36 protein-coding genes and 1 tRNA gene are annotated in these 24,452 nt (G+C 64.3%); 20 read left to right on the forward strand and 17 right to left on the reverse strand.

The features are described 5' to 3' along the window. From GSQ79_RS23525 to GSQ79_RS23580, 12 genes are all read right to left on the reverse strand, one after another. A partial coding sequence (locus GSQ79_RS23525; protein WP_158811209.1) for a hypothetical protein occupies positions 1-617 on the reverse strand: 617 nt, incomplete at its 3' end. Between the two features lie 195 nt (positions 618-812). Then, entirely contained in the window at positions 813-1,055 is a 243-nt protein-coding gene (locus GSQ79_RS23530) for a hypothetical protein (protein WP_158811210.1), read from the reverse strand. Continuing rightward, positions 1,052-1,309 carry a hypothetical protein gene (locus GSQ79_RS23535; protein WP_158811211.1) on the reverse strand — a complete coding sequence of 86 codons (258 nt, stop codon included), beginning with the start codon at positions 1,307-1,309 and terminating at the stop codon, positions 1,052-1,054. Before GSQ79_RS23535 ends, GSQ79_RS23530 begins: the two co-directional genes overlap by 4 nt. Further along, positions 1,306-1,557 (reverse strand): hypothetical protein, encoded by a 252-nt coding sequence (locus GSQ79_RS23540; RefSeq protein WP_158811212.1) that lies wholly within the window; start codon positions 1,555-1,557, stop codon positions 1,306-1,308. The genes GSQ79_RS23535 and GSQ79_RS23540 overlap by 4 nt, the downstream gene beginning before the upstream one ends. After that, the gene (locus GSQ79_RS23545) at positions 1,554-2,690 is read right to left on the reverse strand and encodes an MT-A70 family methyltransferase (protein ID WP_246725533.1); all 1,137 of its coding nucleotides are present in this window, start codon (positions 2,688-2,690) and stop codon (positions 1,554-1,556) included. The genes GSQ79_RS23540 and GSQ79_RS23545 overlap by 4 nt, the downstream gene beginning before the upstream one ends. A 182-nt stretch (positions 2,691-2,872) precedes the next feature. Beyond that, positions 2,873-3,199, reverse strand: coding sequence for a hypothetical protein (locus GSQ79_RS23550; RefSeq protein ID WP_158811213.1), 327 nt, complete (start codon positions 3,197-3,199; stop codon positions 2,873-2,875). Further along, positions 3,199-3,507, reverse strand: coding sequence for a hypothetical protein (locus tag GSQ79_RS23555; RefSeq protein ID WP_158811214.1), 309 nt, complete (start codon positions 3,505-3,507; stop codon positions 3,199-3,201). Before GSQ79_RS23555 ends, GSQ79_RS23550 begins: the two co-directional genes overlap by 1 nt. Beyond that, positions 3,504-3,821 carry a hypothetical protein gene (locus GSQ79_RS23560; protein WP_158811215.1) on the reverse strand — a complete coding sequence of 106 codons (318 nt, stop codon included), beginning with the start codon at positions 3,819-3,821 and terminating at the stop codon, positions 3,504-3,506. The genes GSQ79_RS23555 and GSQ79_RS23560 overlap by 4 nt, the downstream gene beginning before the upstream one ends. Next, entirely contained in the window at positions 3,818-4,072 is a 255-nt protein-coding gene (locus GSQ79_RS23565) for a hypothetical protein (RefSeq protein WP_158811216.1), read from the reverse strand. The genes GSQ79_RS23560 and GSQ79_RS23565 overlap by 4 nt, the downstream gene beginning before the upstream one ends. Beyond that, entirely contained in the window at positions 4,066-4,482 is a 417-nt protein-coding gene (locus tag GSQ79_RS23570) for a hypothetical protein (protein WP_158811217.1), read from the reverse strand. The genes GSQ79_RS23565 and GSQ79_RS23570 overlap by 7 nt, the downstream gene beginning before the upstream one ends. Before the next feature lie 304 nt (positions 4,483-4,786). Further along, on the reverse strand, positions 4,787-5,140 hold the full coding sequence (locus GSQ79_RS23575) for a hypothetical protein (protein WP_158811218.1): 354 nt from the start codon (positions 5,138-5,140) through the stop codon (positions 4,787-4,789). After that, positions 5,137-5,409, reverse strand: a complete 273-nt coding sequence (locus GSQ79_RS23580; protein ID WP_246725535.1) for a hypothetical protein — start codon at positions 5,407-5,409, stop codon at positions 5,137-5,139. Before GSQ79_RS23580 ends, GSQ79_RS23575 begins: the two co-directional genes overlap by 4 nt. Positions 5,410-5,487: 78 nt before the next feature. Between GSQ79_RS23580 and GSQ79_RS23585 the strand changes: the two genes are divergently transcribed. From GSQ79_RS23585 to GSQ79_RS23670, 18 genes are all read left to right on the forward strand, one after another. Next, a complete protein-coding gene (locus GSQ79_RS23585) occupies positions 5,488-5,937 on the forward strand; it encodes a helix-turn-helix domain-containing protein (RefSeq protein WP_256379049.1) in 450 nt (149 codons plus the stop codon). Between the two features lie 115 nt (positions 5,938-6,052). After that, on the forward strand, positions 6,053-6,766 hold the full coding sequence (locus tag GSQ79_RS23590) for a hypothetical protein (protein ID WP_158811220.1): 714 nt from the start codon (positions 6,053-6,055) through the stop codon (positions 6,764-6,766). 86 nt (positions 6,767-6,852) lie between these two features. Next, a complete protein-coding gene (locus GSQ79_RS23595; RefSeq protein ID WP_158811221.1) occupies positions 6,853-7,233 on the forward strand; it encodes a hypothetical protein in 381 nt (126 codons plus the stop codon). Then, the gene (locus GSQ79_RS23600; protein ID WP_158811222.1) at positions 7,230-8,108 is read left to right on the forward strand and encodes a ParB N-terminal domain-containing protein; all 879 of its coding nucleotides are present in this window, start codon (positions 7,230-7,232) and stop codon (positions 8,106-8,108) included. The genes GSQ79_RS23595 and GSQ79_RS23600 overlap by 4 nt, the downstream gene beginning before the upstream one ends. Beyond that, positions 8,105-8,548 (forward strand): hypothetical protein, encoded by a 444-nt coding sequence (locus tag GSQ79_RS23605; RefSeq protein WP_158811223.1) that lies wholly within the window; start codon positions 8,105-8,107, stop codon positions 8,546-8,548. Before GSQ79_RS23600 ends, GSQ79_RS23605 begins: the two co-directional genes overlap by 4 nt. Continuing rightward, the gene (locus GSQ79_RS23610) at positions 8,541-8,831 is read left to right on the forward strand and encodes a hypothetical protein (protein ID WP_210253194.1); all 291 of its coding nucleotides are present in this window, start codon (positions 8,541-8,543) and stop codon (positions 8,829-8,831) included. Before GSQ79_RS23605 ends, GSQ79_RS23610 begins: the two co-directional genes overlap by 8 nt. Continuing rightward, positions 8,824-9,258 carry a hypothetical protein gene (locus tag GSQ79_RS23615; protein ID WP_158811224.1) on the forward strand — a complete coding sequence of 145 codons (435 nt, stop codon included), beginning with the start codon at positions 8,824-8,826 and terminating at the stop codon, positions 9,256-9,258. The genes GSQ79_RS23610 and GSQ79_RS23615 overlap by 8 nt, the downstream gene beginning before the upstream one ends. Continuing rightward, on the forward strand, positions 9,251-9,919 hold the full coding sequence (locus GSQ79_RS23620) for a hypothetical protein (protein WP_158811225.1): 669 nt from the start codon (positions 9,251-9,253) through the stop codon (positions 9,917-9,919). Before GSQ79_RS23615 ends, GSQ79_RS23620 begins: the two co-directional genes overlap by 8 nt. Beyond that, positions 9,916-10,167 (forward strand): hypothetical protein, encoded by a 252-nt coding sequence (locus GSQ79_RS23625; RefSeq protein WP_158811226.1) that lies wholly within the window; start codon positions 9,916-9,918, stop codon positions 10,165-10,167. Before GSQ79_RS23620 ends, GSQ79_RS23625 begins: the two co-directional genes overlap by 4 nt. A gap of 13 nt (positions 10,168-10,180) precedes the next feature. Beyond that, on the forward strand, positions 10,181-10,492 hold the full coding sequence (locus GSQ79_RS23630) for a hypothetical protein (protein ID WP_158811227.1): 312 nt from the start codon (positions 10,181-10,183) through the stop codon (positions 10,490-10,492). Between the two features lie 73 nt (positions 10,493-10,565). Beyond that, complete coding sequence (locus GSQ79_RS23635) at positions 10,566-10,880, forward strand: hypothetical protein (protein ID WP_158811228.1); 315 nt, start codon at positions 10,566-10,568, stop codon at positions 10,878-10,880. Continuing rightward, positions 10,877-11,086, forward strand: coding sequence for a hypothetical protein (locus GSQ79_RS23640; protein WP_158811229.1), 210 nt, complete (start codon positions 10,877-10,879; stop codon positions 11,084-11,086). Before GSQ79_RS23635 ends, GSQ79_RS23640 begins: the two co-directional genes overlap by 4 nt. Continuing rightward, positions 11,083-11,379, forward strand: coding sequence for a hypothetical protein (locus GSQ79_RS23645; protein WP_158811230.1), 297 nt, complete (start codon positions 11,083-11,085; stop codon positions 11,377-11,379). Before GSQ79_RS23640 ends, GSQ79_RS23645 begins: the two co-directional genes overlap by 4 nt. Then, positions 11,376-13,058, forward strand: a complete 1,683-nt coding sequence (locus GSQ79_RS23650) for a hypothetical protein (protein WP_158811231.1) — start codon at positions 11,376-11,378, stop codon at positions 13,056-13,058. Before GSQ79_RS23645 ends, GSQ79_RS23650 begins: the two co-directional genes overlap by 4 nt. Then, positions 13,048-13,308 carry a hypothetical protein gene (locus tag GSQ79_RS23655; RefSeq protein ID WP_158811232.1) on the forward strand — a complete coding sequence of 87 codons (261 nt, stop codon included), beginning with the start codon at positions 13,048-13,050 and terminating at the stop codon, positions 13,306-13,308. Before GSQ79_RS23650 ends, GSQ79_RS23655 begins: the two co-directional genes overlap by 11 nt. Continuing rightward, a complete protein-coding gene (locus GSQ79_RS23660) occupies positions 13,305-13,577 on the forward strand; it encodes a hypothetical protein (RefSeq protein ID WP_158811233.1) in 273 nt (90 codons plus the stop codon). Before GSQ79_RS23655 ends, GSQ79_RS23660 begins: the two co-directional genes overlap by 4 nt. Positions 13,578-13,700: 123 nt before the next feature. Then, positions 13,701-14,057 carry a hypothetical protein gene (locus GSQ79_RS23665; protein ID WP_158811234.1) on the forward strand — a complete coding sequence of 119 codons (357 nt, stop codon included), beginning with the start codon at positions 13,701-13,703 and terminating at the stop codon, positions 14,055-14,057. Continuing rightward, on the forward strand, positions 14,057-15,679 hold the full coding sequence (locus GSQ79_RS23670; protein WP_246725536.1) for a recombinase family protein: 1,623 nt from the start codon (positions 14,057-14,059) through the stop codon (positions 15,677-15,679). Before GSQ79_RS23665 ends, GSQ79_RS23670 begins: the two co-directional genes overlap by 1 nt. Here GSQ79_RS23670 and GSQ79_RS23675 read toward each other — a convergent pair. After that, positions 15,636-15,712 (reverse strand) — tRNA-Met (locus tag GSQ79_RS23675). The genes GSQ79_RS23670 and GSQ79_RS23675 overlap by 44 nt on opposite strands. 1,061 nt (positions 15,713-16,773) lie before the next feature. On the opposite strand from GSQ79_RS23675, the gene GSQ79_RS23680 reads away from it, so the two are divergent. Next, positions 16,774-18,489: an NAD-dependent malic enzyme gene (locus GSQ79_RS23680; protein ID WP_158811235.1), complete on the forward strand. Its 1,716-nt coding sequence runs from the start codon at positions 16,774-16,776 to the stop codon at positions 18,487-18,489. On the opposite strand, the gene GSQ79_RS23685 is transcribed toward GSQ79_RS23680, so the two are convergent. Genes GSQ79_RS23685 through GSQ79_RS23700 form a run of 4 tightly spaced genes read right to left on the reverse strand, consistent with a single transcriptional unit; the run spans position 18,486 to position 23,501 of the window. After that, positions 18,486-19,469 (reverse strand): NAD(P)-dependent oxidoreductase, encoded by a 984-nt coding sequence (locus tag GSQ79_RS23685; RefSeq protein WP_158811236.1) that lies wholly within the window; start codon positions 19,467-19,469, stop codon positions 18,486-18,488. The two genes, GSQ79_RS23680 and GSQ79_RS23685, sit on opposite strands and share 4 nt — an antisense overlap. Next, a complete protein-coding gene (locus tag GSQ79_RS23690; protein ID WP_158811237.1) occupies positions 19,459-20,136 on the reverse strand; it encodes an HAD family hydrolase in 678 nt (225 codons plus the stop codon). Before GSQ79_RS23690 ends, GSQ79_RS23685 begins: the two co-directional genes overlap by 11 nt. A 34-nt stretch (positions 20,137-20,170) precedes the next feature. Further along, positions 20,171-22,015: a thiamine pyrophosphate-binding protein gene (locus GSQ79_RS23695; protein WP_158811238.1), complete on the reverse strand. Its 1,845-nt coding sequence runs from the start codon at positions 22,013-22,015 to the stop codon at positions 20,171-20,173. Between the two features lie 37 nt (positions 22,016-22,052). Next, a complete protein-coding gene (locus GSQ79_RS23700; protein WP_210253195.1) occupies positions 22,053-23,501 on the reverse strand; it encodes an N-acetylneuraminate synthase family protein in 1,449 nt (482 codons plus the stop codon). A 168-nt stretch (positions 23,502-23,669) separates the two neighbouring features. Between GSQ79_RS23700 and GSQ79_RS23705 the strand changes: the two genes are divergently transcribed. Further along, on the forward strand, positions 23,670-24,452 hold a 783-nt coding region (locus tag GSQ79_RS23705), incomplete at its 3' end, for an AEC family transporter (RefSeq protein ID WP_158811240.1).

Here is a 24,452-nt window from a genome sequence, read left to right on the forward strand (position 1 = left end):
GCTTGCTCGCTAGCAAGCTCTTGAATCTTCTTAACATCAGAAGAGTCTAAGCTAGCTAGCTTGCTGCGCGCCTCCGAGGCGCCAGACATGGCAACCGATGGCAAAGCGGCAGCAAAGCCGGATGGCAAAACGGTCTCGTTTGCCATGCCGTTTGCTATCCCGTTTGCCATGGTATCGGCGCCGACGTTTGCCATGGCCTCGGTGCTGGCCGATGGCAAACGATCCGCATCATGGGTGCCGCCGACGACCTGGAGACGACCACGGTTTTCCCAGCGCTTGCGAGCCCCGTCCTGCCCTGCCCTGCGGCGTGCCTCGCTGAGCGCCGGATCGACGCGGCGGGCATCGCCGAAGTTTTGGATGGCGCGCGGTTCCGGCGTCAGGTCGAGCCGGGTGTTGCGCTCTTCCTCGAGATCGAGATCGCGCCAACGGCCGGCGTCGTCCCGATCGAACAGCGGCTGCAGCACCGGCATCATCTTTTCGAAGCTGCGCGCGCCGATGCCGCCGATCGCCGCCAGGCGCTTCAGCGCGACCGGCAGCTCGCCGAACATCCAGAGATGGGTGCGGAGATTGAACCAGACGCCGAGCTCGCGCGGCGTCAGGCTGAGCCGCGCGCGCATCGCCGTGTCCGTGTCGAGCGGAATGTCGCGAAGGTCGCGCGGACTCGGCCGCAGGTAAGGCGCAGGCGAATTCATGGCGCGGCACCTCCGCGCGGGGCGCCAGGCGCGGTCGAAGCAATCGAGAACAGGACCGTGGTGGCTGTCAAAGAACGGACTCGTGCAAGGGTTTGGTACGCACTGGAACGCGGTGAACTTTCATCGGCGCAGGGCCGGATCTCGAAGCGCGGCGACGTCGCGGGCGCAGTCCTCGAGCATCGCTGCCGTCTGGAACATGCGCGACGCGGCACCGGCGTCGCCGTTGTCTTTGGCCGTCTTCTCGGCCTTAGCGAAGATGCGGCCGGCGTGGCGCCCGAAGGCGGCGACCGTGGCGTCGACGAGCGCGAGATCGTTGGCCTCGTAGAGCGCCTCGAGCCGAGGGTTTGTTGCGACGTCCGTCATGCGCCCACCTCGATGCCAATCGCGCGGTACCGCCGGCGGATCGCCTGAAGAGCCAGGCTCGATTCTCGTTCGGCGCCGGTGGTCGTTGCCGTCAGCGAGATCGCCATGCTTTGCGTGTCGTGGCGCCAGCGCAGCCGGATCGCGGTGCCATGGTCGATCTCGACCGCGTCGGCCCCACACAGAGCCAGGTACGCCATCGCGGCGCGCACATGCGGCAGGCGCCGCGCGTTTCGAAGTTTGACACCACGACTCATGCTGCTGTCCTCGTGTCGGCCCGGAGCTCGGGCGTCAGGCGTGTTTGGACCAGGGTGAAGCACTTCTCCTCGCGCGCGCTATCGAGGGCTAGGTAGGCGCGGTAGGGGCCGTCGCGGAACGACAGCCATCCGTCTAGGTCGCTCGGGTGGAGCACACCGGCGCCGATCAGCTCGTGTCGATCGAGGCTGTGCAGGATGCAGAGGAAGTTGCGGCAGAGTCGCAGGTCGCGGGCGAGAGCGTCGGTCATGTCGCCTCCGCTTCGCTGTCTTCGCTCGCCAGGTCCTCGGCTTCGTTGCCCCACGCATCCCACCCGGGGCGCGCCGCGCCGCGACGGTTCAGCTCGATCTTGGGCAACGTCGGGAAGTAGGATTCCAGGATCTCGCAGACGAGCTCGGGCTTTTGCGAATGCACCTGGCTCGCCGGCACATCGAAAACGCTGCGTGCCTGAGTGCCCGGCGTCGGCGCCGGCATATTGCCACGCGTCGCGATCAGCAGGATCTCGTGGTCGACGCGGAACCAGTAGCCCATGCCGATTCCGGCGCCGGGCTTGTACTTTGTCCAGGACCCTGACGAGACGTAGCGCCCCGCCCGCTTGTCGATCGTCAGGAATCCCGTCTCCGGATCCCGTTCGAACCGCGCGAAGCCATGGGCGTCGAGCACGACGAAGGCCTCCGCCAACATCGGGACGAGCGCCCACATGGCATAGAGACAGTCCGGCGCGGCGATCGACGCGATGTCGCGCGCGCACAAAGCGGTCAGCGAGCTGGTCGGATAATGGTTGGCCGCTGCTCGATCGAGGCCGGCCTCCGACCAGGTCTCATGCTTCCACTCGTGGTCGGCAAGAATGACGCCGTAGCGCTTCTGCGGCAGGTCGTATTGCCTGGCGCCGAGCTCCGCCTCGCGCGCGGCGCGCCGCTCCGCCTTTTCGGCCTCCTGCAGCAGGTTGACCGTGACCCGAGCATTATCGTGCTCGATGCGCTTGCGCCGATCTGCGAGCAGCTCCTCGAACTTCTCCTCCGGAACGGCCGCATAGCGGCGAGCACGATCGGCGAGGTTTTTGTCGATTCCGGCCTCGGCAAGCGTCGGCTTAGCGCGGGTTTCGTCGGAACCCGCGGCACGTTCGGCGGCGCCGCGTGAAAGGCCAACGGTCCCACGCTGGTCCGCCATCAACGCGCCGATGCGCCGCTCCGCGCGGAATCGGATCTCGGACGCGTCGACCTCGAGCTGCTTGTTCTTCGACTGGCGGGCGTAGTGGCGCAGCGCGTCGACGCGGTTGCGGACGTCCTTGACCTCGTCGACAGCCTTGGCCGCCGCGATCGCGCGGCACGCCTCGTCGTAACGAAACAGGCTTGGCTGGAAGGAGACGAGCGGCGCGTTCATTCAGCTCACCATCCTTTCCACCTCGGTGCGATGGGGGAGACAGGACCAGCGGCCCTCGCGTCCGGTCCGGACCGAGACCCCGAATCCGAATGACGCCGGACCACCGCAGACGCGGCAGATGTGCGCGATCAAGGCGGCCGGCGGCGCGGCTTTCGCTTTCGTCGTTTGCGGCGCGAACCCCGTCATGACGCCACCGCCGGCAGCTCGAGGTCCGCGTGCAGCAGATCGACGATCTCGGACTCGCGGCGCTGAAACAGCGCGGCGAGCTCGATCGTGTCGAAGCCTTTGGCGAACAGGATCTTCGCGGCCCTAGACAGCATGCGGTCGTCGGCGACATCGACGACGGCCGCTTTGAACCAGCGCAGCGGCGCGACGGCGCCGTCGGCGTCCGGACGGATCCGCGCGGCCCGGCCGGAAAACTCCGGCAGCAGGCGGCCGTCCGGATCGAATACCAGGGACAGGCCGTCGGCGAAGGCATAGACGCTGTCGATGATCGCGGGCTCGGGCATCAGACCTCTCCTTCGCCGGCGACTGGATTGGTGTCCTGTATCTTCGCCAGCTGGATCTTGTTGATCTGCGCCGCGATGTCGGCGCTGGCTTCTTCGCGCCATCGGTCGCCATGCTGCAGCGCGAGCAGCAGGAACCGATGCAACACGAAAGCTTGCTCGGCCTCGACCTTCGGCTTGATGTCGAAGCCGGCGTCGCGAAACATGCGCCCGAGCTGGGCCGTCTGCATGATCGTCAGACCGAGGACGTCGGCGATCGCCGGCGTCATCGTCGTGGGCAGGACGAAATTTCCTGGGGCCGCATCGCTCATCGCCGTGCCCTCTTGCCCTGCTCGCGCGTGCCGGTGTGCGGCGGCGGTGTGTTGAGAAAGGTCCACACGGACACGCCGGGCGGCCAGGGTAGCGCGTTGAGGGGCAGCCAGAATTCAGGCGCGTGTTCCTCGTCGCGCGCGATCGTGACGTGGCGGCCCTCGCATTCCGACACGTCGCAGCCGAGCTGCAGCGCGACCTCCTGGGCCGTCTTCCAGCGCATCAGCAGGATGCCGTTGTGGGACAGCCAGGCCCAAAAGGTCTCGCCGGCGACCTGCGGCGGGGGCGCGGCCTTGCTGACGCGCCACGCCATCATGACAGCGGCTCGACGGTGTTGGCGGCGCGGTGCGCCAATGTAGCGTCGGCCGCTGCCTGCAGCATCTCATAGGCTGCCTGCTCGGACACGTAGACGGAGACAAAGTCGCGGACGCCGTCGACCATGCCGGCCGCGTAGGCCTCGGCGCCTTCGATCGGCATCGCCTCGTCGGTCATCATTCCGGCGAGCTCGGAAGAGGCGCGCGATCGGCCGAGAAAGCGGGCGCGTTTGAGGTCGTCGGGTTTCAGCATGACGGCGCCTCAAGCGCCGCGTGTGGTTTGGGCGGCACCGTGATGCCGGCGGCGCGCGCTTCCGCGATCAGCTGTTCCAGCGCGTCGATCGAAGCCTGCGCCTTCTCCACCACGCTTGGATCGACGCCACGAGCGCTCGCCTCCGCCAGGAGCAATTCATGTCCGAGATTCCCGATCTCTTTTTGAGCGAATGCGATGAAGGCGAGGTCGATCCGTCGCTTCATTCCGCCATAGAGGTCCTTCAGCTTCCCCTTGCGGATGTTTTCCAGCTGCGACGGCGTCAGCGATGTCGCCCGCGCAACAGCGTCACGCGCATCGGGGATGGGGACCTGAAGCCGTTCGGCTTCGATCGCTTCCATCCAGCGGACGCGCCGTCTATGACCTTCGTAGGGAGTGATGACCAGGCTCATCTTGGGTCCATTTGACCTGAAATTGGGTCGCATCTGCCCGGGGCTCCATGGTTGTTAAGACCATGGACGCCGGGACAGGTGGAGGACGGTGGAAGAACGAGAGCGACAGCACGGACGCGAACGCTTTGGTCGGCAGGGCGCGATCGTGCGGGAAACGAAAAGACCGGGCAGCCGCTTAAGCGGCCACCCGGCAAGTCTAGGGAGGAAAAGGCCTGGGTGGGCCTCTCCGCGCCGTACGGACCCCGGCGGGGAGCTTGGATCACGGTGCCAGCGGGCGCCGCGAAATGGTCTGGGGCCGCGCCCCTCACGCGTCGTGCCTCGTCAAAACGACGGCGAGGCGGATCGCCTGGTCGAAGTCGAGCTCGTAGACGGACAGAAGCGAACCCGCTTCGCCGAGCTGCAGCGCGCAGCGGCCGTCGGCATGGCGCAGAACGCCGACCTGGGGCGACACGCGATGCCAGATCGTCGGGCCTTGGATGACGCCTTCTGCCCCGATCTCAACGCCTTCCGGACCGGTTGGCTGATTCCCCGCGTCCGCATCCGCGCTCGATGTCATCCACAGCCGCACACCGCGGCGCAGGCTCCGGCCGATATCGGCGAGAATCACAAGCGAAGCGCATGCACCTGCAACGATGAGGACAGCGGCCAGGATTCTCATTCTACCGGCTCCGAATCAGCCGGTGATTCAACCGGCGGCCGGTCGATCGTGTCGGGCCAGTCGACGCCCTCGGGCCAATGGTTGGAGAACCACTTGATCGCCTGCTCGAGGCGACGGATGCCGATATCCCCCTTGCCGGCGCGGAGATCGCGCAGACGATTGCCGCCCTTCAGGACGCGGTCTGAGACCGTTCCCTCGGCCAGCCCGGTGGCGTCGGCATATGCGTCGGCAAGGACGAAGAGGTCGTGGAAAGCGCTCATAACGGACATATGCGGAAAGTTTTCCGCAATTGTCAACGGAACACGTTCCGCATGCGTAAAGAGGTTTGGGCGGACTAAATTCCGTTCATGACCAGCCTACGCGACAGAATTCGAAGCTGCCTTGCAGCGAGCGGCAAATCGATGCGGGAAGCATCCGAGGCCGGCGGCCTGCATGGCGACACGCTCGGCAAGGTTTTGAGCAAAGAGAACCAGTCCCCGACGCTGGACACGATCGAGAAGCTGGCCCGAGGCCTCAACACGACGCCGGCGTGGCTCGCGTTTGGCATCACGCTGGATGACGGGCGAGCTAAGGATCCGAATGTTCTGTGCGTCGATCGCCAGCTGCTGCGCCAAGCTGTCGAATTTGTTCTGGTGAAAGAAGGATCGAGCGAAGAGCAGGCGGCGTTGGTCGCCGATATTTTTCCCGAAGCGCTTTCAGGGCGAGCAGTCGACGCTGTTGATGGCGACCCGTTCCTATCGTTTCAAGTGCACCTTCAGTTCGAAGGGCAGCGATCCGCTCATCAAGGGCGGCAATAAACAATTCGGCGACATCCATTTCCATCTCTTTGTTTTTATTAAGTTACGCAATGTTGTCGCGGGCAATCTGGAAAAGCAGCTTATTCGGGCGCTCCTCACGTAACGGAACTTTAGATTGATAAAAATCGATCGAACGCGCAACGGCACGAAAGGGGCAGTGTGTCACCAAACTGCTAAAGTGAATTTCGTGGTTAACTCGTATTGGGGGAAAATTAAATTGAGAACCAAGCACCATCATTTGTTATTATTTGCGTTGCTTGCTGCGTCGACGCCTCTCCGCGCCGATGAAGTATGCCGCAGCATCAAGGACAGTGTCGCGCGACTTGCTTGCTACGACGGCCTGGACGCAAAGGCCTCAGCGGCAACAAAGGCGACGCCCTCAGCCGGCGCCGATGGATCGGCGAGCAGCAAGGTCGATGCAGGTGAGACCAATGCGCCAACGAAGGAAGTGGTCGCAGCCAAACCTAGTGATCCCGTCAAGCGCATCGATGCTGACGACCTGGCGATCGCGCCGAACAAATATGTCGGCAAGTATGTCGAGTTGACCAAGGCTCAGTGCTACTACGCCGACAAGGACGAATACCGCTGTCTCGGGAACTCGTCCTCGGTAATCCTGATGCTTGTCGGCGCCGCGATCACACCCGCTATCGAAAAGCAGCGGCTGGAAGACGACTGCGGCGAGATCAAGAGAATGGCGACGCCAACCTGTCGACGCACCATTCGGATCCGGCCTGAGAACTTCGACCACGACACAGTTTCGATGCGGGACCGGACCGTCGTGTCGTCCCAGACTTTCGAGGTTTTGATGCCAGAGTCTCGTCGCCGATAGGTCATTAGGAATATTTTCCGTACTCCGGGTTGACGCGGAATATTTTCCGCATATCCTTCACGGGCTTTCGTCCGTGAGGATATCCGATGTTCGTCTCGTCACACGCTCTCGACGCCCAACTCTTCGATTTCGGTACCGCCGCGCCGATCACGCCTGACGCGCTGCCGCGGGCCGCCGCCGGCGACGACGATTTCGCCTCGCCTTACCTGCGGCGGGAGGCCCGTTTCATCGCGCTCGCCCGCGCGCTCCGGTATCTCTCCACGGGCGCGCTGCAGAACACCGCCGCGCGCGCCGGCGCCTACCTCGCCGCCGGCTTCGCCGACTGCACCTTCGACGAGGACGCCGAGGCCCAGCGCCGCCAGCTGACCTATTGGCACCACATCAGGCCGTCGATCGTAGGTTCGTCCGCTCCGCTCGGCGCCGTCCTCCGTCTGGACTTTGCGCCCGTCGATCAGGTGCTGGCGTGAACGGCCGCGACGCGTTTCGCGCGATCGACGCCAGCCGCTTTGCGAACGTCGAGAAGCCGTCGTCCTTCGGGCCCGCGGCCCAGCTGCAGTGGCTTGAGATCGCGAGCCTGGTCGTCGACGATCGGTATCAGCGCCAGGTCGTCGACGCCGGCATGCGCACGATCCGCTCCATCATCACACAGTTCGACTGGCGCAAGTTCGCGCCCGTCGTGGTGAGCCCGATAGAGGGCGGCCTCTTCGCGATCGTCGACGGCCAGCACCGCACGACGGCCGCGGCGGCCTGTGGCCACGAGAAGGTGCCGTGCGCCGTCATCCTCGCTGACTGGACCGTCCAGGCCTCCATCTTTAGCGCGATCAACGGCACCATCACAAAGGTCAGTCGGAGCCAGCAGTTCAAGGCCGAGCTCGCGGCGCAGGATCCGGCCGCGCTGCGCGTTGCCGCCGTCGCCAAAGCCGCAGGCGTTCGGGTGCTGTTCAGCCACAAGGCGGCGTCCGCCATGAAGCCGGGCGATACGTTGGCGCTCGAAGCCATCCGTCGCGCGATCGACAAGCATGGTGACGTGCCGACGATCGTAGGCCTTCGCGCAATCGTCGCATCCGCAGGCGATCTTTGCGGGTACCTTCGCGGCCCGGTCATCCGCGCCGTCGTCGAGGTCGTCGCCGACCATCCGGAGTGGCGCACACATGCCGGGCTGGACGAGGCCTTTCGCGCGCTCGACCTCGAGCAGGCCTGGCGGAATGCCTGCGTCGCCGCTGCGCAGCACAAGGGCCTCGCGTCCGGCGACGCGCTGCAGGCTGAGATTATCACGCATCTCTACGCGCAGCTGAAGCCGGATGCCTCGGCGCGCGACACACATCGGGCGGTGGCGGCGTGAGCGGCCGGGAGCGTCAAATCCAAATCGCGTTTCGGCCGCTCAACGTCACAGATCGCTGGGACAGCGCGGCGATCGCCGCAGCCCTCACGCCGGAGCAGCGGCTGGACCTGAGCGTCGCCGCGCTGGATCTCGTCGCCGCTTGGTCCTGTACTGAAGTCGACCATCTGCGAACGGACGGCGTCATCAGCCCGATTTCCCGCGCCGGTCACGAAGCCGCGAACCAAGCCACCGAGCAGCTGCTCGACGCGTTCGTAGCCATGGTCCCGCGCGATGACATGTTGGCGCCGAACGGCCAGCCGCGCATCCCGCAAAACCTTGGTCTGGTCTGCGAGCGGTGCGGCTGCACCGAGAACGACGCCTGCGAAGACGGCTGCAGCTGGGTCACCGACTGCGTCTGCCGCAGCTGCGCCGCGCCATGGGAGGTCACGCCCAATGGCTGAGGTCGGAACCTACCGCGATCGGCGCGGCAACGATCCTGAAAAAGGGGCCGCGCTTCAGATCAGCACGCGCCAGGGCGAGGTTCTGCTCGACCTCGGCGCCATGCGCGGCGCCGGCAGCGCAATGTCGCCCGGCACCTGGGCAGCCCTTTCGCCGGAAGAGGCGCGCGAGGTCGCCGCGGATCTGTGCCGGGCGGCCTTTCATGCCGAGCGACGGCAGAGGGCTATGGCAGCTGAGGCCGTGGCCAGTCGTGTCACGACGATGGCGGGGGTCGGCGATGTCTGAGGTCCAGCTCCGCCATCCCGTCTCACCGCCGCAAAGGCCCTGGTCCCTCTTCGAGATCACGGTCCGCGGCCGCGACCCCTTCACGCTCAGCGCCCCGACGCGAAGCAAGGCGCGGGCGGAGGCTTGGCGCCGTTACGCCGACGCCTGGAATATTCCCTTCCGTGACTTCCTCCTTCTCGTTTCGGTCCGCCGCGCCGGCGCCTTAGCTGACGACGGCTACGACTACGTCCGCCGCACCTACGGCGTCGAGGTCGCGATCGGCGACCGCATCGCGCTGACCAATGAAGGCGCGAGTTCAGGCAAGACCGGCACTGTTGTCTATCCCGGCGCGTCGACGCGGTACCTCAGCGTCGTGTTCGACGGCACCGATTTCCCGGCCAACGTCTATCCGAAGAGCTTCGAGCGTGTGGAGGCGGCCCGTGGCTGACCGCCCCATAATCTTCAGCGCGGCCATGATCCGCGCCCTGCTCGCCGGCCGGAAGACGCAGACGCGGCGGATCCTCCGCTACCAGCCTGAGTATACACCGACGCGGCTGTGGCACGTCAGGGATGCGCACGGGGGCTGCTTCTACAACACGATCGCCGAGGTTGAGCGCGAAGCAGTCGCCTACATTCCCTATGCGGTCGGCGATCGGCTCTATGTCCGCGAAGCTTGGGCGCCGCTCGATGCCCTGACGCACAACGACCCGGGCAGCACAGCGCTGATCAATCGCGGGTTTTATCGCGCCGACGAAAGCACCGTCGACGGCGAGATCTCGCGTTGGCGCCCATCCATCCACATGCCGCGCTGGGCGTCGCGCCTGACCCTCGACGTGACCGACGTCCGCGTTCAGCGGCTGCAGGACATCAGCGAAGAGGACGCGAAAGCCGAGGGCTGCAAGACGATCCGCGATCACTGCCACGTCTTCGAGGGCACCGCCTACGACCGTTCGGGCCTCTGTCACAGCAGCGCTGTCACCGCATTCGGCTGTTTCTGGGATGAGCTTCACGGGCCGGATGCCTGGTCGGCCAACCCATGGGTCGCCGCGATCACCTTCACGGTCCGCGCCGGGAACATAGACGTTCTTCAGGAAAGGGCGGCCGCGTGAGCCGGTACGAGCTCGACGGCCGCAAGCCGGGCTTCCGCGTCGTCGTCGGCTGGGACCAGCCGATGCTGACGTATTTCGTCCACGTCTTCGACCCGGCGTCGAAGCGCGAAGGTCCGACCGTCTGGCTCGGTGGGACGCCAAGCGAACTCTATGAACTCGACGATTTAAAGCGCGCGATCAGGCCGCATGCGGATCTGACGCTGCAACTTTTTGCCCAACTTTACCGCGATCGCGATGAAGGTCGATAGAACGGAGGTTTGCATGCATACTGTTCTTTTATTGCCGCGCATCTTACCGCCGGCCGAGCCAACAGCGTCGCTCGACGTGCTGCGCGATCGCTTCACGATGCTAACGGAGCTCGGTCACACGCTTGCGGATGAAGACACCTTCACCTGCGACGAGCTGGTGATCGCGGCCCTGTCGACGATCGACGCCGGCACCGTCGCCACTTCGATCGCCGAGCGTCGCAGCCTTCTTGTGCGCGGCGCGGCGCTGCTCATCACCGAGATCGAACGGATCGATCGCGCGGCCGCCAACACCCTCACTGGCATCACGGAGATGGGTCATGCTTGATCGCGTCTCGTCTCCTCCAATCCGGACGTGCGGAGTTGGCTTTCGTTGGCCTGACGCAGAGACCGACCTGGTCATGGCGTACCGGGCCGACGGTGTGCCCCCGAAACACATCGCGCGCCTGCTCCCGATCAGGGCCGCCGAGCTCGGACTCGTCGTTCCAAAAAGGACGCCGGCGGCGATCCAAGGCAAGATCAACAAGGTCGAAGGCAAACGACCGCGGGCGGAGAAGCTCATCGAACAGGTGTCTTTCCGAGTCACGGAAGGCGTCATGGCACGGTTCGAAGCGCGTCGGCCCGCCGGCGTCAGCAGGGTGGTGTTCTACCGCCGTTGCTTCGAGCGCGGGTTGATCGCGATCGAGAAGACCTCGGCCCGGGGCGCCACCCCGTGAGCGCAGCGCGTCCGTGCCCCCAGTTCGATTGCTGCGAGTGCGGCCGCGACATCGTGGTCCTATCCGGTGACCGCGTGCCGGAGCCAGCGCTGTGCTGCAGCTTCCTGTTCATCCCCGGCTGGTTCCGCGATCCAGACCTACGCAAGGTCGTCGATCCGACGCACGACGGCGTCGATCGGTGCGCGCCACAGGCGGCGCGCTTATGAGCGCCACCGATCAAACCCTCAAGGCCTGCGCGGACGCCGTGCGGATAAAGCTCGAGCCAATTGCGCCCGACCTCGTCCTGGTCCGCCTGCCGACTTGCTTCTGGGCGTATCGGGAGTTGCGCACGCGCTTCCGTCGGGCTCGACCCGCAGCTGAAGTCTACACGATGCTTCTGCGCGGAACGACGGCGTTGCCGCGTCTCGCGAAGTGGGTCGCTGACGCCGAGCCCCGCGTCATCGCGGAAGTTGTCGCCAAGGAGCAGAAGCGCCGCGACGCCGAATGGGAGGACGCATGACCCGCAAGCCCTATCCTGTCCCGGACGCCGTCTTCAGCCAGCATAGCGCCTGGCTCGCCACGTCGGGCGCGGGCAAGACGACGGCCGTGAAAGGCGGCGTCGAGCGCATGATGGATCGCGACGAACGTGTCGTGATGATCGATCCGACCGGTGTCTGGTGGGGCTTGCGCTTCCTGGCCGACGGCAAGCGGGCCTCGCCTTACAAGGTCGTCATCTTCGGCCGAGAGCACGCGGATCTGCCGCTCGAGGAAGGCAGCGGAGAGGCGATCGCTACGGCGCTCGCGACGTCGTCGACCTCGGCAATCCTGTCGCTCAAGGGGATGCGCGTTGGCGAGCGCACGCGGTTCATCACCGACTTCTTCGAAGCGCTCGTTAACACCAACAGCGGCGCACTCAACCTTGTCGTCGACGAGATCCATTTGTTCGCCCCGCAATCGGGCGGCACTGGCCTGACGCCGGCGATGCTGCACGCCACGAACAATATGGTCTCGCTCGGCCGGTCGGCCGGCCTACAGATCGCCATGATCTCGCAGCGTCCGGCAAAGGTGCATAAGGACTCGCTGACCCAGGCCAAGGCGCTCGTCGCCCTGCAGCTATCGCACCCGCTCGATCAGCGCCCCGTTCGGGACTGGCTGTCGACGACGGTCAGTGACAAGGCCAAATCGACTGCGATCATGCAATCACTTGCTGGCCTTCCGATCGGCGCTGGATGGGTATCGGCGCCGCAGCTCGGGATCCTAGAGCCCGTCCAGTTTCCGATGATCAAGACGTTCGACTCCAGTCGTGCCGGCGTCGCGCAGATTCCCCTGAAGCCGCTAGACGTCGCAGCGCTGCGCGCGGTGCTGTCCACTTCCGTTTCGCGGTCAGGAAGCCGATCGGCAAAAGGAAGTGAGCCGCCGGCGCAGGAGCGTGCGGCGAGTGCGGCCGAGATCGCCGCAGCGGAGCAGCGCGGGTATGATAAGGGCTATGCTTCTGCGGCCAGGACGACGGCAGCGGAAGCCCGCATTTTCATCGAAGAGGTCCGCCACAAGTGCAGACACTTCGAGGAACGGATCGAAGACTCCTGGTTCTACCGGGACGAAGGATCGAGCGAGGGCCATTTCCCCTCGCCTACGGTTTCGACGCCTCCGGCCGTCGAAAGATCCAAACGCCCCAAAGTGCCTGTTGAAACCACGCCGGCTGGCGATCTCTCCGGGCCACTGCAGAAGGTGTTGGACGCTCTTGGCTGGTGGCGCGCCGCTGGCTTTAAGCGGGTGCCTCGGGCCCGCGCCTGCCTGCTTGCGGGTTACAGCCCGAAGGCCAGCACTTTCGGCGTCTACATCAGCGATCTGGTGAAACGTGGCCTTGTCGTCACCGGTACCGGCACGATCGGTCTGACCGATACCGGCTTGCGTCAAGCCGAATTGCCAAGACACGCCGGCTGGTCTGACCTGCAGGCGAGCATTCGCAGCATTCTCAAACCGCAGGAAGCGCGCGTCTTCGACGTCGTCCGCGCGGCCGCGCCTGAGTCGGTTCGCCGCGACGCGATCGCGATCGAGCTCGGCCTCTCGCAGACCGCTTCGACGATCGGCGTCTACATCGGCGCCATCATCAGGCTGGGATTGATCGAGCCGGCCGGTACCGGCGCCGTTCGTGCCGCGCCCTGGCTCTTTGGTATGGAGCGCGAAGATGCCCGTTGAAGAGCGAAACAGCATCGGACCCTTCGCCTGCACAAGCTGCCTCGCCTTTGCGCCAGGCTCCGATCGTGCGGTGGCGGGCAAGGCCATGGGCCAGTGCCGCCGCCAGTCGCCAGCGCCGGGCCCGGCAAACTCGCGCCCTTACGTCGATGCGCAATGGCCGTCCGTTCGTCCGGACGACTGGTGCTGCGAATACATCGATGCGGCGACGGCCGAGACGCTGAAATACCAGAATCGCGGGGCTGCTGCATGACGAACGACGCAAAGCTGCGGTTGGAAGTCGTGCGCCCGGCCTGCCACTGCATTGAGGAGATCGATGCTGCCTATGGCGAGTCGCACAAAACGGCGGTGCTGACCACACTCATCGGCGCCACCGCCATCGTCGCAACGCGCAAGCGCGACGAGCACAAGCGCGGCAAACCTATATCCGCGCTCGCCAGCTTCTGCCCTTTCTGTGGCGTCAAATACGCTGCCGAGGACGAGCGGTCCGTCGATCCCGGCGAACGCGTGGTGCGTGTATGACCGAAGCCGTCGGCCTCAAGCGTTCCCCCCATCCAGACCTCGTCCGGATCGTCAGGGCGCTTGCGATCGCTGACGCGAGGCGTGATCATGCGGCGTGGCATCGAGACGCAAAGAGACCAATTGATGAAAAGCCTGATCAAACGACGCGACGAGCTAGAGGCAAAGGGCAGGGCTGAGGCGGCAGAGCGTCAAAAGCAACATCAGAAGTTGGTGGAGCAGACGAACGACTTGTTTGAAATGCTTCAAGCTCAGTGTGGAGAATTCGCCCAAGGTCTCGTGATCAGCCTAGCTACAGACAAGCAGGTCCAGATTGCCACATCGAAGCGATCACAGATGAAGATCACTTCGGTCGCCCCGAGCAAATATGGCTTCGAGTTTGACGGACCTGCGGCGTCTGAACTTGGCTGGTACGACTTAGCCTTGTCGAAGGAGCAGGATGTGATGCTCGACACAGTCATTGAATTCTGTACGAACTGGTGATGCGCGCTGCGATCTACGCTCGGTTCTCGACCGATCTGCAGAACGAGCGGTCCGTCGAGGATCAGATCGCCCTTTGCCAGGACTACGCCGCGCGAGAGCACATGCGGGTCGTCAAGGTCTACTTCGACAAAGCGAAGTCGGGCGCCTCGATCATCGGCCGGGACGGGCTCCTGTCACTAATCGCCGACGCCAAGACAGCAGCGTTCGACGCCGTCCTCGTCGAGCACACTGATCGGCTATCGCGCGATATGGAGGACCTCTCCGGGCTGCACAAGCGATTTGGTTTCGCTGGGATCGAGATCCGGGCCATCCACAGCGGCGGCGCCGTCGACACCGCCATGATCGGCCTTTTCGGTCTAGTCGGCCAAATGCAACGCGAGGACGGCGCCAAGAAGGTCCGCCGCGGCATGGCCGGTGTGGTGCGAGGCGGCCGCCACGCGGGCGGCCGAGCTTACGGCTATCGCCCGATTCCGGGCCGTAAGGGCGAGCTGGAGATCGTGCCACAAGAGCAGGAGATCGTGCAGCGCATCTTCACCTCCTATGCGGCAGGATCACCGCCGCGGGTCATCGCCGGAGAGCTGAACGCCGAAAACATAGCGCCGCCGCGCGGCGAGCGATGGAACGCTTCGACCATTAACGGCAATGCAGCGCGCGGCAACGGCATCATTTTCAACGAGATCTACACCGGCAAGATTGTCTGGAATAAGGTTCGGATGGTGAAGGACCCCGACACGGGGCGCCGGATCTCTCGCGTCAACGAGGCAGCTGTCCGGCAGACGGTGGAGGCGCCGCACCTGCGCATCGTCGACCAGGCGCTGTGGGACGAAGTCCAGACGATCAAGGCAGGCAAGGCGAAGATGACATCGGCGATGAAGCGACGCCCGGCTCACCTGCTCTCCGGCCTGCTCCGTTGCGGTTCGTGCGGTGCCGGCATGTCCGTCCACGATCGTGACGCCGTCGGCCGCGCCAGGATTCGGTGCTCTGCGGTCAGTGAGAGCGGGACCTGCGCGGCGACCCGGCGCCTGCCCCTCGCCCGGATCGAGGCCGCCGTGCTCGACGGCATGCGCGAACAGCTCAGGGACCCGGCGCTGATCGAAGAGTATGTTCGGACCTACAACGAGGAGCGGCTGCGCCTCGCGAATACGACCGGGCGTGACCGGGCACGATTGCAATCCCGGCTTGAGACTGCCCAGCGAGAGCTCGATCGCGCCGTACAGAACCTGATCAAGGGAAGGCTCAGCGAAGACGAAGCGGACCAAGTCCTCCCGACGCTCAGAGGCACCCGTGATGTCTTGCGGGAAGAGCTGGCCACGATCGAGGCGCCGCCGAAGATCATCGCGCTGCATCCGGTCACGATGACGTCCTACCTCAGAACGATCGACAAGCTTTCCGAGTCACTGGCTGCTCACGCCGGCGCCGAGGATGATCGAGGCACGCTCACGGCCGATCTTCGAGCGCTCGTCGACCATGTGGTTGTCACAGCGCCTGTCGGCGTGAAGGACATCATGGTCGAGGTCAAAGGCCGATTGGCCGCCCTGATTGGCGGCACTCCGTATCCCGAAAAAGTGGGGGTACGCTTGGTAGCGGAGGAGGGACTCGAACCCCCGACACGGGGATTATGATTCCCCTGCTCTAGCCGGCTGAGCTACTCCGCCACACGCGGAAGCCTGGGCCGCCGCGGGGCTGAGGTTTATGCCGGGCGTCGTCGGCCTGTCAAGGATCACCGGCAAAGCCGCTGCCCGATTGCGGGCTCGACGCATGGGCGCCGATCGTGGCAGCGTCCGCGCCGAACCGTGTCGCTGAGCCAGCACCTGCGCCGCGCCCGGGGCTTGGCCGCCCGTGACCCGACCGCACACGGCGCGACCGGCCAGGCTGAAGGCGCACCGGCGCCTCATCGTCTCGGCCGCTGCCGGCGGCGGGCGGATCCGACGTACCGCAAGGCCGACCAGGAGCTTCGCCGTGGGGGCGTCCGGATCGGCCGGCTCGAGCCGTTCGTCATAAAAGCCCGAAGCTCGACACCCCAAGACCATAAATGCATTGGCATGCCTTGATCAGGATCAATGCCGGCTGACGCGGGGGCGTCGCAAAAGGCATGAGCGTCGCTTGGGGACGCGTGGAAACGAGGCTCGCATCAATGTCCCGCACGATGGCTCCAGCGGCGTCCCACCTCACTATCGTCCCGATGCCGGGTTCAAGCGGACGGCAAGATGGCGCTTCGCCCGACGCCCGCGCGCGCATCCGCAGTGCCCGCGCTGCCGCCTTGCTGTCCGACGGGGCTGCCCCATCCGGAGCCCTCAGGTTTCTGAAACCGGAATCGCGCCTGCGCGACTGCATCGCGCAGGCCTGCCCTCTCGCATCGGCCTACGCCGAGACCTTGGCACTCGGGGGCTGGTAAGCAGGTCGCGTGCGGCCGGATGCGCATGGCTTCAGCCACGACCCTTCGGCGAGGATCGCCACCCGTCATTCATATCGTTGTTGCACTGACGTGTGATGACGCCGGGGCCGCGCGCCGTCGCCAGCGGGGGGCGGTAATTGTCACCGTGCTATGCGCGCTTCGGCGCTCTGGTCGAGCGGTCTCTCGAGACTGCCGGCTGCTCGACCGAAACGCCACCGCCCATGACACGGCAGGCACAAGCCGCTTGATCGAGGGCATTTGCCGCCATAGACTTTAAATCCTTGATATCAGTCGTTTTTCCGTTCCGCCGGGGAGGTCTCCATGAACGAAGTGTCTGTCGCCGCCGAGGGCCTCATCGTCAAGACGACGGCGCTGACCGGGATGCGGCTGCTGACCGACCCCATCCTCAACAAGGGTACGGCGTTCACCGAGGCCGAGCGGGACGCCTTCGAGCTCCACGGTCTGCTGCCGCCGACCATCGGCACGCTCGACGAGCAGGTCTCGCGGCGCCTGCAGGTGCTGCGCGCCTTCGAGACCGACATCGAGCGCTACGCCTTCCTCCGCGACCTGCAGGACACCAACGAAACGCTGTTCTTCGCCCTGCTGGTGCAAAACATCGAGGAACTGCTGCCGATCGTCTACACGCCCACGGTCGGTGCCGGATGCCAGCAGTTCAGCCGGTTGTTCCGCAAGCCGCGCGGCCTGTTTCTGAGCTACTCGCATCGGGATCGCATCGAGCAGATTCTCGCCAATCCGCGGTTCGACGACGTGGCGGTGATCGTCGTGACCGACGGCGAGCGCATCCTGGGCCTCGGCGACCAGGGGGCGGGGGGCATGGGCATCCCGATCGGCAAGCTGGCGCTCTACACCGGCTGCGGCGGCATCCATCCGACGACCACGCTGCCGATCATCCTCGATGTCGGCACCGACAACCCGGAATGCCTGGCCGATCCGCTTTATGTCGGCTGGCGCCACGAGCGGGTTCGCGGACAGGATTATGACGATTTCATCGAACGCTTCGTCGCCGCGGTCGTCAAGCGCTGGCCCCACGTGCTGCTGCAGTGGGAGGATTTTGCAAAAAACAACGCGACGCGCCTGCTCGAGCGCTACCGCGACCGGCTCTGCACCTTCAACGACGACGTCCAGGGCACCGCCGCGGTGGCGACGGGCACCCTGCTGGCCGCGATCACCGTCACCGGCGTTCCGCTAACGCAGCAGCGGATTGCCGTCATGGGGGCGGGATCCGCGGGATGTGGCATCGCCAGCCTCATCCTCCAGGCGATGATCGAGGCCGGTCTGCCGCAGGACGAAGCGGCGAAGCGCTTCTTCATGGTCGACCGCGACGGCCTGCTGGTCGAGGGGATGGATAGCCTCGCGCCGTTCCAGCTGCCGTTCCTGCAGCCCAAAAACGTGGCCGACGGCTGGTCGGTCGATCACCCCGATCGTATCGCCCTGCTCGATGTCGTGAAAAACGCCAAGCCGACGGTTCTGATCGGCGTGTCCGGGCAGGCCGGCGCCTTTTCCGAGCCGATCGTGCGCGCCATGGCCGAGATCAATGCGCGGCCGATCCTGTTCCCGCTGTCCAACCCGACGTCGCGCGCCGAGGCGACGCCGGACGACCTCGAAGCCTGGACCTCGGGCAAGGCCGTCATCGGCACCGGCAGCCCGTTCCCGCCGCTGACCCGCAACGGCGTCAAGTTCAAGGTCGATCAGACCAACAACTCCTACATCTTTCCGGGCGTCGGCCTGGGCGTCATCGCGGTGGGTGCGAAACGCGTCAGCGACCAGATGTTCATGGCGGCGGCCAAGGCGCTGGCCGCGGAGTCGCCGGCCCGCGACAACCCCGACAAGACTTTGCTGCCGCCCGTCACGGCGCTGCGCGAGGTTTCGGTCGCGGTCGCGCTCGCCGTCGCGATCCAGGCTCACAAGGAAGGGCTCACCGACGTCGCCATCGACGATATCGAGGGCCTTATCCGCGCCATGGTTTGGCACCCCGCCTACGTCGCCTATCATCGCGTCGACGGCACCGACCCCTAAGGCTTTGGCGCTGCGCCGCGCGACTCGATATAACGGCCCGTGTCCAGGATCTGCTGATCGAGAGTCGCAAGGTCGAAGCCGGACCGCCGGGCGAGCTCCGCGAACGTTGGCCCATGGCCAACATAGCGGTCATCGGGCGCGTCCGAAGGGGGCCCGCGCAAAATCGGCTTCTCGCAGCGATCCAGCACCTGGAGAATTCGCGTCGCGAGATCGCCGACTTCCACCACTTCGGTGCCCGCCGTATCGTAGGGCGCGCCAGGCGCTGCCACCAGTCTCGTCATGGCCGCGAAGCCGACCGAAATGATGTCGCCGATGTGGGCGTAGGACCGATACACACGGTGCTGCGCGCGGATGGTCAGGGCTGGTGCAAAATACGCATCCCGCAGAAGACTGCCGAGGGCATAATCCTTGTTGATGAAAGGGCCGGCGACGTTGAAGACACGACAAATCGCAGCGGCCGCTCCCCGTTCTTGCAAGCGCGCGGACGCGGCCTCCTCCTCCAATTTCAGGACACTGTAGGGATAAGATTCGAGATCGTCGTGGAGCGTCCGGTCAAGACGGTAGACCGCCCCCGACGATGTCGAGAAAACGCCGGCGAGGCCGAGCCTTTGCGCTTGAGCTGCGGTGAATGTCGTCAGATCGCGATTGGTCGCGATGTAGGCATTGTTCAATGCCGCCTTCTCGCGCGTGAGGAACGCATAGTTCGCCATGCAGATGTCGCCGTTCGAGTTCGCCTCATTTCTCAGGTCCGACAGCGGCCGCAAGCGGATCCTACGGCCCGACCTCATGACGAGGTCGCGTGCGGTTCGGGCATAGACGGTTACGCGACGTTCGAACGCAGCGCCGAGAGCGTCCTCCAGCATCTCCAAGGTTGCCAGACCAAACCAGCCGCCGGCGCCCGTGACGATAAAGCGAATCCCGGAAACCGCGAGATGCGCGCGCACGCGCGGCGCGAACTGAAGCCTGCTCTCAAGCGCCATGGGGGAGCCGACTGAACAACTCTTCGATCAGGGGCGGAAGGTCGGCGTAGCGGTCGAAGCATGCGTCACTCGCCACCGCGTCCGATATCGCACTGTATCCGAACGTCGCGTAAATGAATGGGACGTGCGCGGCTTGTGCCGTCAGAGCGTCAACCACGCTGTCGCCGACGAGAACAGCCTGACCATCGCCCTGCGCCAAGCGGGCGATCGTTTCCAGCAATGGTTGCGCGTCAGGCTTGGAGGGGCGGCTCGGCGCCGAGCCGACGATGACGGGAAGCAAAGCCGACAGGCCCAGCCTGTCGATGACGATCTCGGCCAGGCCTTGCGGTTTGTTCGTACACACGCCGAGCGCCAAGCCGGACGCGGCAAGCGCCGAAAGCGCATCGAAGACGCCGGGAAAGCCATCGTCCCGTGTGCAGGGATCGAGCGCGTAGACGGCGCGAAACGAAGCCAAGGCGCCCGCGACCTCGTGCGCCGGCAGCTTTAAGGCCTCGCCGACCAGGCGCTCGGCCCCAAAGCTCACCAAGGCTCGCACGGCGTCGACGGAGACGGGCTCGCGCGCGACGCCCAGCCTGTTCAAGGCTGCAGCGATGCCAAGCGCGCTATCGACGAGCGTCCCGTCGAGATCGAACACGACGACCGGGCCGGCCCTGCTCAACGCGCGCATAGTCGAACACGTCGCGTCAGCGACCATGCCATCGCTAGTCCTCCGCCGCGATGATCATATTCGATGCGAATTCAGGTCGCGACAGAAACGGTGCCATGTCCTCGAGGGGTGAGCTGACCATGCGCCCATCGTCAAGGCGGCGCGACGACAATTTGGGAGCAAACGGCTGCGTTGAATCGAGAACCACCTGGCAGATGGCAGGACCATTCATGTCGAGCGTCGCCCGGATGGCCGCGCCGGCATCGTCGAGGTGATCGCATTGACGCGTGACGAAACCAAAGGCTTTGCCGACGTCCAGAAAGTTCGGGAAGCTTACACCGTTCGAGGGCCCGCAGCCGTAGATGTTGTCGGAGAAAAACGCCTGCTGTGTCTGGAGAATCGAGTGATAGCCGTTGTTCGCGAGAATGAAGATTTTTATGGGAAAGTCGTTCCCCACGATCGTTTGCAGTTCCTGGATGTTCATCATGATGCTGCCGTCACCAGCCATGCAGACGATGCGGCGGCCTCCGTTCGCGATGCAGGCGCCGATCGCGGCCGGCAGATCGAATCCCATCGAGGCAGAGCCGGAGTTGGAGAAAAGCCGCTGCCCTTTTTTCATCTTGGCGCATTGAAAGGTCACGATGCAGGCCGTCGCATTGGCCGTCACGACGATGTCGCCCTCGTCCAGTTCGTCGAACAGCACGCTCGCGAAGGCATAGGGATTGACCGGCGTCTTCTTCTCGAAATATTCGGGCAGAGCGACGGGATAGCGCTCTTTGCGAACCTTGCACCAGGCGAGATAGTCGCGATGCGCGTCGTTGGCCTGGTATGATCCAACCACGCCCATGAAGGCATCGAAGAATTCCGTAAGCTCGGCCTGAATCGGCACGTCGATAGCGAGCGTGTGCTTACGCAACTCGCCGCCGTCGATGTCGACCATGATCTTGGTCGCAGCGCGGGCGAAACTGGTCCAATTGTAACTGATCTGGCGGATGTTGAGACGGCATCCGAGGATCAGCACCAGGTCGGCATTTTGAACCGAGAAGTTACCGGCCCTGTCGCCGATGGTTCCGGGCCGCCCGACGTAACTCGCGTGATCATCGGCGATGAGGTCGTGGGCGTTGAACGCCGTGACAACCGGAATTTTCAAGATATCGACTAGGTCGAGGAAGCGATCAGCCGCGCCTGCGGCACGCACGCCCGTTCCAACAATGATGATCGGGCGCTTGGCGTTTGCTATCCGTATGGCCACGTCGGTGGCGACGGCGGCAAGCTCCTGCCCGTGCAAAGCGCCGCGTTCATGAGACGTGCTGGCGCCGCCTGCCGTATCCGGATCGGACTTCGGATCAAACCCGCGCAAGGCCGCGGGGTCGACGCGCGTGCCTTGCACATCGACGGGCACGTCGATCCAGACGGGGCCGGGACGCCCGGACATTGCGGTCCAGATGGCCTTCTCGACGATGTAGCGCACGTCGTTGGGCTCGTTGAGCATGATCGCGAATTTGGTGATCGGCTCGACCATCGCGACGATGTCGACCTCCTGGTCGCCGAGCTGGCGAAGGGGGATATCCTGGTTCGACACCACCGTCTCGCGCTTGACCTGCCCGGACACGACCAGCATCGGCACGGAATCGGTATAGGCGCCAAACACCCCGTTGAGCGCGTTGATGCCCCCCGGCCCGGTGGTGACATTGACCAGCGCCATCTTGCCGGCGATCCGCGCGTACCCCTCCGCCGCCATGGCGCACGCTTGCTCATGGTGCATGCAAAGCGTGTTCAAGCCCGGATGTCGCGTGAAAGCGTCGTTGAGATGCATGGCGCCGCCGCCGGTGACCATGAAGACCTGACTGATGCCGGCTTCGACAGCCTTCTCTGCGATGTAATCTGCGACACGGATCATGATCTCTGCCCCTTCTGAGGACGATGCTCGGGCAGGTCTAAACGTCCAAACCGCGTTCGCGGATGAGCGCGCTGAGCTTGGAATCGTGAGCATAAGGACTATCGATCATGTCGAACATGATTGGTTTGTCCGCCTCTACGCCATTCAGCAGGATCTCGCCGTTCATCAGTTCCCGGCAGGAAATCTGGCCCTTCAGAAGCGGCACGGCGAGGTACACGTTGTCCTGATGCAAGGCGCCGCCCGGCTCGATCGTCTCCTTGGCGTAGACGCCACGGACCAGCGCGTCGAGATAGCGGATCTCCTTCTCGGGCGGGATGCGCTTGGCGACACCGGGAGCCCCGCACATCTCCTCAGCCTTGAGGAACGCCTTGAACCACTCGTCTATGTTTTCGGGAAGCGAACAATAGGGCGAGACGGGGATGCCGTCCTGCTCGATATCGACATGACGCTCGAACGTCCGGGCGCCTTTGGCATAAGCCAGCGTCACCGAGGTCTTCCAATCGGTATATTCATGCGTCGAATAGCCGATGACGTTGTCGGGGTAACGCTTGATCAGGAAATCGATCTGATTGATTTCGACTTCATTGTCCTGGCTCGGATAGACCGAAACGCAGTGGTTGATGGCCAACGGTATGTCGCGCTTGTTGAAAAACGACACGACGTCGTCGAGATCTCTGAGGTTTGAACCGCCTGTCGACATGATGACCGGCTTCCTCGTCTTCGCGATCTTCTCGATCAGAAGCCAGTCCTTGATGTCGGAACTCGCGAGCTTGATGATTTGAATGCCGAACTCGACGCATTTGTCGACAGAGACCTCGTCGAACGGCGTGGCCATCGTCAGCATGTTCCAATGGCGAACGGCATCGACGAGCTTACGCAACTCGGCCCACGACAGGTGGGTATCCAAAGTCTTCTTGATGTAACGGATGTCCGACCGGTCCCGGAAATCCTTATGAATGAAGGTATCGACGTCACGAAACTGCAGCTTCATGGCTGCGCGTACCGCGTTGAAGCGCGCCACCTGCCCGAAATCCTGGACGATCTTGAGGCCGCGATCCAACTTGCCCCAATGATTATTGGCAAGTTCAAGAACAAAAAGACTTTCGAATATTTCGCTGCGCATTGCCGATCTTTCCTTAGCCTTCGCTTCTGGCCCAAGGCTTTTCGCCCGACCACGGCGAAGCGCCGCTGCCTGAATGTTGATCGCGGCCGGCCACTCTGTCGGGTTCGTCCTACCCATTCCCGTCGGACGAAACAACATGCCCATGGTCGAGCCGCCGCCTGCATGGCGCAGACGCCTTATTCGCCATCCTTTATGAGACCCAATTCTTAGCATTTCAGTCGATACCTTGGTGGGCGGCCCCTCGGATCGTAAACACTGAGGGGCGGGCCTGAACGTTGCCTGGCGGGCGGCTCGGCACGCGTTTTTGCGACTGAGCCCGCTCAGACACGGCGCCTGAGGGACGATTGGTGGTGCCGCGAGCATCGGAGGTCGGGCTCTACTCGCCCACGCTCAGATTGACCGACATGAACCTCTGGAGATGAGGTCGCTGACGCCGGTCGAAATCTGTGCGCACGAATCGCCGATGTTGCTCGCGCAAAATCAATCGGTTACGAATTGTAGGCATATGCAAACACAAGACAGGATCTTTTCATGATCGAAACCATCCTGTCGGGCCTGCTGCCCGTCGCCTTCGTCATCGTGCTCGGGTGGCTGTCGGCGCGGCTAGGGCTGCTGAAACATGAAGATGCCGGGGTTCTCGCAACCTTCGTGATCCGCTTCGCCCTGCCCTTCGCGCTGTTCGAAGGGGCGATCAAGACGGCGCCGGAAAAGCTTGCCAATCCCGGCCTCGGGCTCTGCCTCGTCTTCGGCCTGATGGGGACCTATCTGCTCGCCCTGGCGATCGGCCGGCTCGTCTTCAGGCACGACCTGCGGACCTCGACGATGCAGGCGCTGGTCTGCGGTTTTCCCGACATGGCCTATTTCGGCGCACCGATCCTGGCCGCCATGTTCGGCCCCGAAGGGTTCATCGCCGTGCTGGTCGGCAATCTCGTCACGAGCATCGTCATGCTGCCGCTGACCATCGTCCTGACCCACGTGTCGGACAAGCAGGAGGCGGGTCACGGCTGGGCGGACACGATCCACGTCCTCACCCACAGCATTCTGGGCGCGCTCATCAATCCGATCGTCTGGTTGCCGATCCTCGGCGTGATCCTGAGCTTTGCTCACATCACCCTGCCCGGCCCGGTCGTCAGTTCGGTCGACATGATCGCCAAGACGGCGGGCGGCACGTCGCTGTTTGCCCTCGGCCTGATGCTTTACGGCGAAAAGCTCCGCATCAACGCGGACGTGCTGACCAACATCGGCCTCAAAAACTTTCTGATGCCCGCGTTGATGATGCTGGGCGCCCTGGGGCTCGGCCTCACCGGCAGTCCG

The organism is Beijerinckia sp. L45 (genome assembly GCF_009765775.1).
In the GTDB taxonomy this organism is placed as follows: Bacteria; Pseudomonadota; Alphaproteobacteria; order Rhizobiales; family Beijerinckiaceae; genus RH-AL1.

What these genes read in the sequence shown, in the direction of transcription:
- GSQ79_RS23530 (WP_158811210.1), bottom strand. Translation starts at nt 1,055, where the DNA reads ATGACGGACGTCGCAACAAACCCTCGGCTCGAGGCGCTCTACGAGGCC.
- GSQ79_RS23535 (WP_158811211.1), bottom strand. Translation starts at nt 1,309, where the DNA reads ATGAGTCGTGGTGTCAAACTTCGAAACGCGCGGCGCCTGCCGCATGTG.
- GSQ79_RS23540 (WP_158811212.1), bottom strand. Translation starts at nt 1,557, where the DNA reads ATGACCGACGCTCTCGCCCGCGACCTGCGACTCTGCCGCAACTTCCTC.
- GSQ79_RS23545 (WP_246725533.1), bottom strand. Translation starts at nt 2,690, where the DNA reads ATGAACGCGCCGCTCGTCTCCTTCCAGCCAAGCCTGTTTCGTTACGAC.
- GSQ79_RS23550 (WP_158811213.1), bottom strand. Translation starts at nt 3,199, where the DNA reads ATGCCCGAGCCCGCGATCATCGACAGCGTCTATGCCTTCGCCGACGGC.
- GSQ79_RS23555 (WP_158811214.1), bottom strand. Translation starts at nt 3,507, where the DNA reads ATGAGCGATGCGGCCCCAGGAAATTTCGTCCTGCCCACGACGATGACG.
- GSQ79_RS23560 (WP_158811215.1), bottom strand. Translation starts at nt 3,821, where the DNA reads ATGATGGCGTGGCGCGTCAGCAAGGCCGCGCCCCCGCCGCAGGTCGCC.
- GSQ79_RS23565 (WP_158811216.1), bottom strand. Translation starts at nt 4,072, where the DNA reads ATGCTGAAACCCGACGACCTCAAACGCGCCCGCTTTCTCGGCCGATCG.
- GSQ79_RS23570 (WP_158811217.1), bottom strand. Translation starts at nt 4,482, where the DNA reads ATGAGCCTGGTCATCACTCCCTACGAAGGTCATAGACGGCGCGTCCGC.
- GSQ79_RS23575 (WP_158811218.1), bottom strand. Translation starts at nt 5,140, where the DNA reads ATGAGAATCCTGGCCGCTGTCCTCATCGTTGCAGGTGCATGCGCTTCG.
- GSQ79_RS23580 (WP_246725535.1), bottom strand. Translation starts at nt 5,409, where the DNA reads ATGTCCGTTATGAGCGCTTTCCACGACCTCTTCGTCCTTGCCGACGCA.
- GSQ79_RS23585 (WP_256379049.1), top strand. Translation starts at nt 5,488, where the DNA reads ATGACCAGCCTACGCGACAGAATTCGAAGCTGCCTTGCAGCGAGCGGC.
- GSQ79_RS23595 (WP_158811221.1), top strand. Translation starts at nt 6,853, where the DNA reads ATGTTCGTCTCGTCACACGCTCTCGACGCCCAACTCTTCGATTTCGGT.
- GSQ79_RS23610 (WP_210253194.1), top strand. Translation starts at nt 8,541, where the DNA reads ATGGCTGAGGTCGGAACCTACCGCGATCGGCGCGGCAACGATCCTGAA.
- GSQ79_RS23615 (WP_158811224.1), top strand. Translation starts at nt 8,824, where the DNA reads ATGTCTGAGGTCCAGCTCCGCCATCCCGTCTCACCGCCGCAAAGGCCC.
- GSQ79_RS23630 (WP_158811227.1), top strand. Translation starts at nt 10,181, where the DNA reads ATGCATACTGTTCTTTTATTGCCGCGCATCTTACCGCCGGCCGAGCCA.
- GSQ79_RS23635 (WP_158811228.1), top strand. Translation starts at nt 10,566, where the DNA reads ATGGCGTACCGGGCCGACGGTGTGCCCCCGAAACACATCGCGCGCCTG.
- GSQ79_RS23645 (WP_158811230.1), top strand. Translation starts at nt 11,083, where the DNA reads ATGAGCGCCACCGATCAAACCCTCAAGGCCTGCGCGGACGCCGTGCGG.
- GSQ79_RS23650 (WP_158811231.1), top strand. Translation starts at nt 11,376, where the DNA reads ATGACCCGCAAGCCCTATCCTGTCCCGGACGCCGTCTTCAGCCAGCAT.
- GSQ79_RS23655 (WP_158811232.1), top strand. Translation starts at nt 13,048, where the DNA reads ATGCCCGTTGAAGAGCGAAACAGCATCGGACCCTTCGCCTGCACAAGC.
- GSQ79_RS23660 (WP_158811233.1), top strand. Translation starts at nt 13,305, where the DNA reads ATGACGAACGACGCAAAGCTGCGGTTGGAAGTCGTGCGCCCGGCCTGC.
- GSQ79_RS23665 (WP_158811234.1), top strand. Translation starts at nt 13,701, where the DNA reads ATGAAAAGCCTGATCAAACGACGCGACGAGCTAGAGGCAAAGGGCAGG.
- GSQ79_RS23670 (WP_246725536.1), top strand. Translation starts at nt 14,057, where the DNA reads ATGCGCGCTGCGATCTACGCTCGGTTCTCGACCGATCTGCAGAACGAG.
- GSQ79_RS23680 (WP_158811235.1), top strand. Translation starts at nt 16,774, where the DNA reads ATGAACGAAGTGTCTGTCGCCGCCGAGGGCCTCATCGTCAAGACGACG.
- GSQ79_RS23685 (WP_158811236.1), bottom strand. Translation starts at nt 19,469, where the DNA reads ATGGCGCTTGAGAGCAGGCTTCAGTTCGCGCCGCGCGTGCGCGCGCAT.
- GSQ79_RS23690 (WP_158811237.1), bottom strand. Translation starts at nt 20,136, where the DNA reads ATGCGCGCGTTGAGCAGGGCCGGCCCGGTCGTCGTGTTCGATCTCGAC.
- GSQ79_RS23695 (WP_158811238.1), bottom strand. Translation starts at nt 22,015, where the DNA reads ATGATCCGTGTCGCAGATTACATCGCAGAGAAGGCTGTCGAAGCCGGC.
- GSQ79_RS23700 (WP_210253195.1), bottom strand. Translation starts at nt 23,501, where the DNA reads ATGCTCGCGGCACCACCAATCGTCCCTCAGGCGCCGTGTCTGAGCGGG.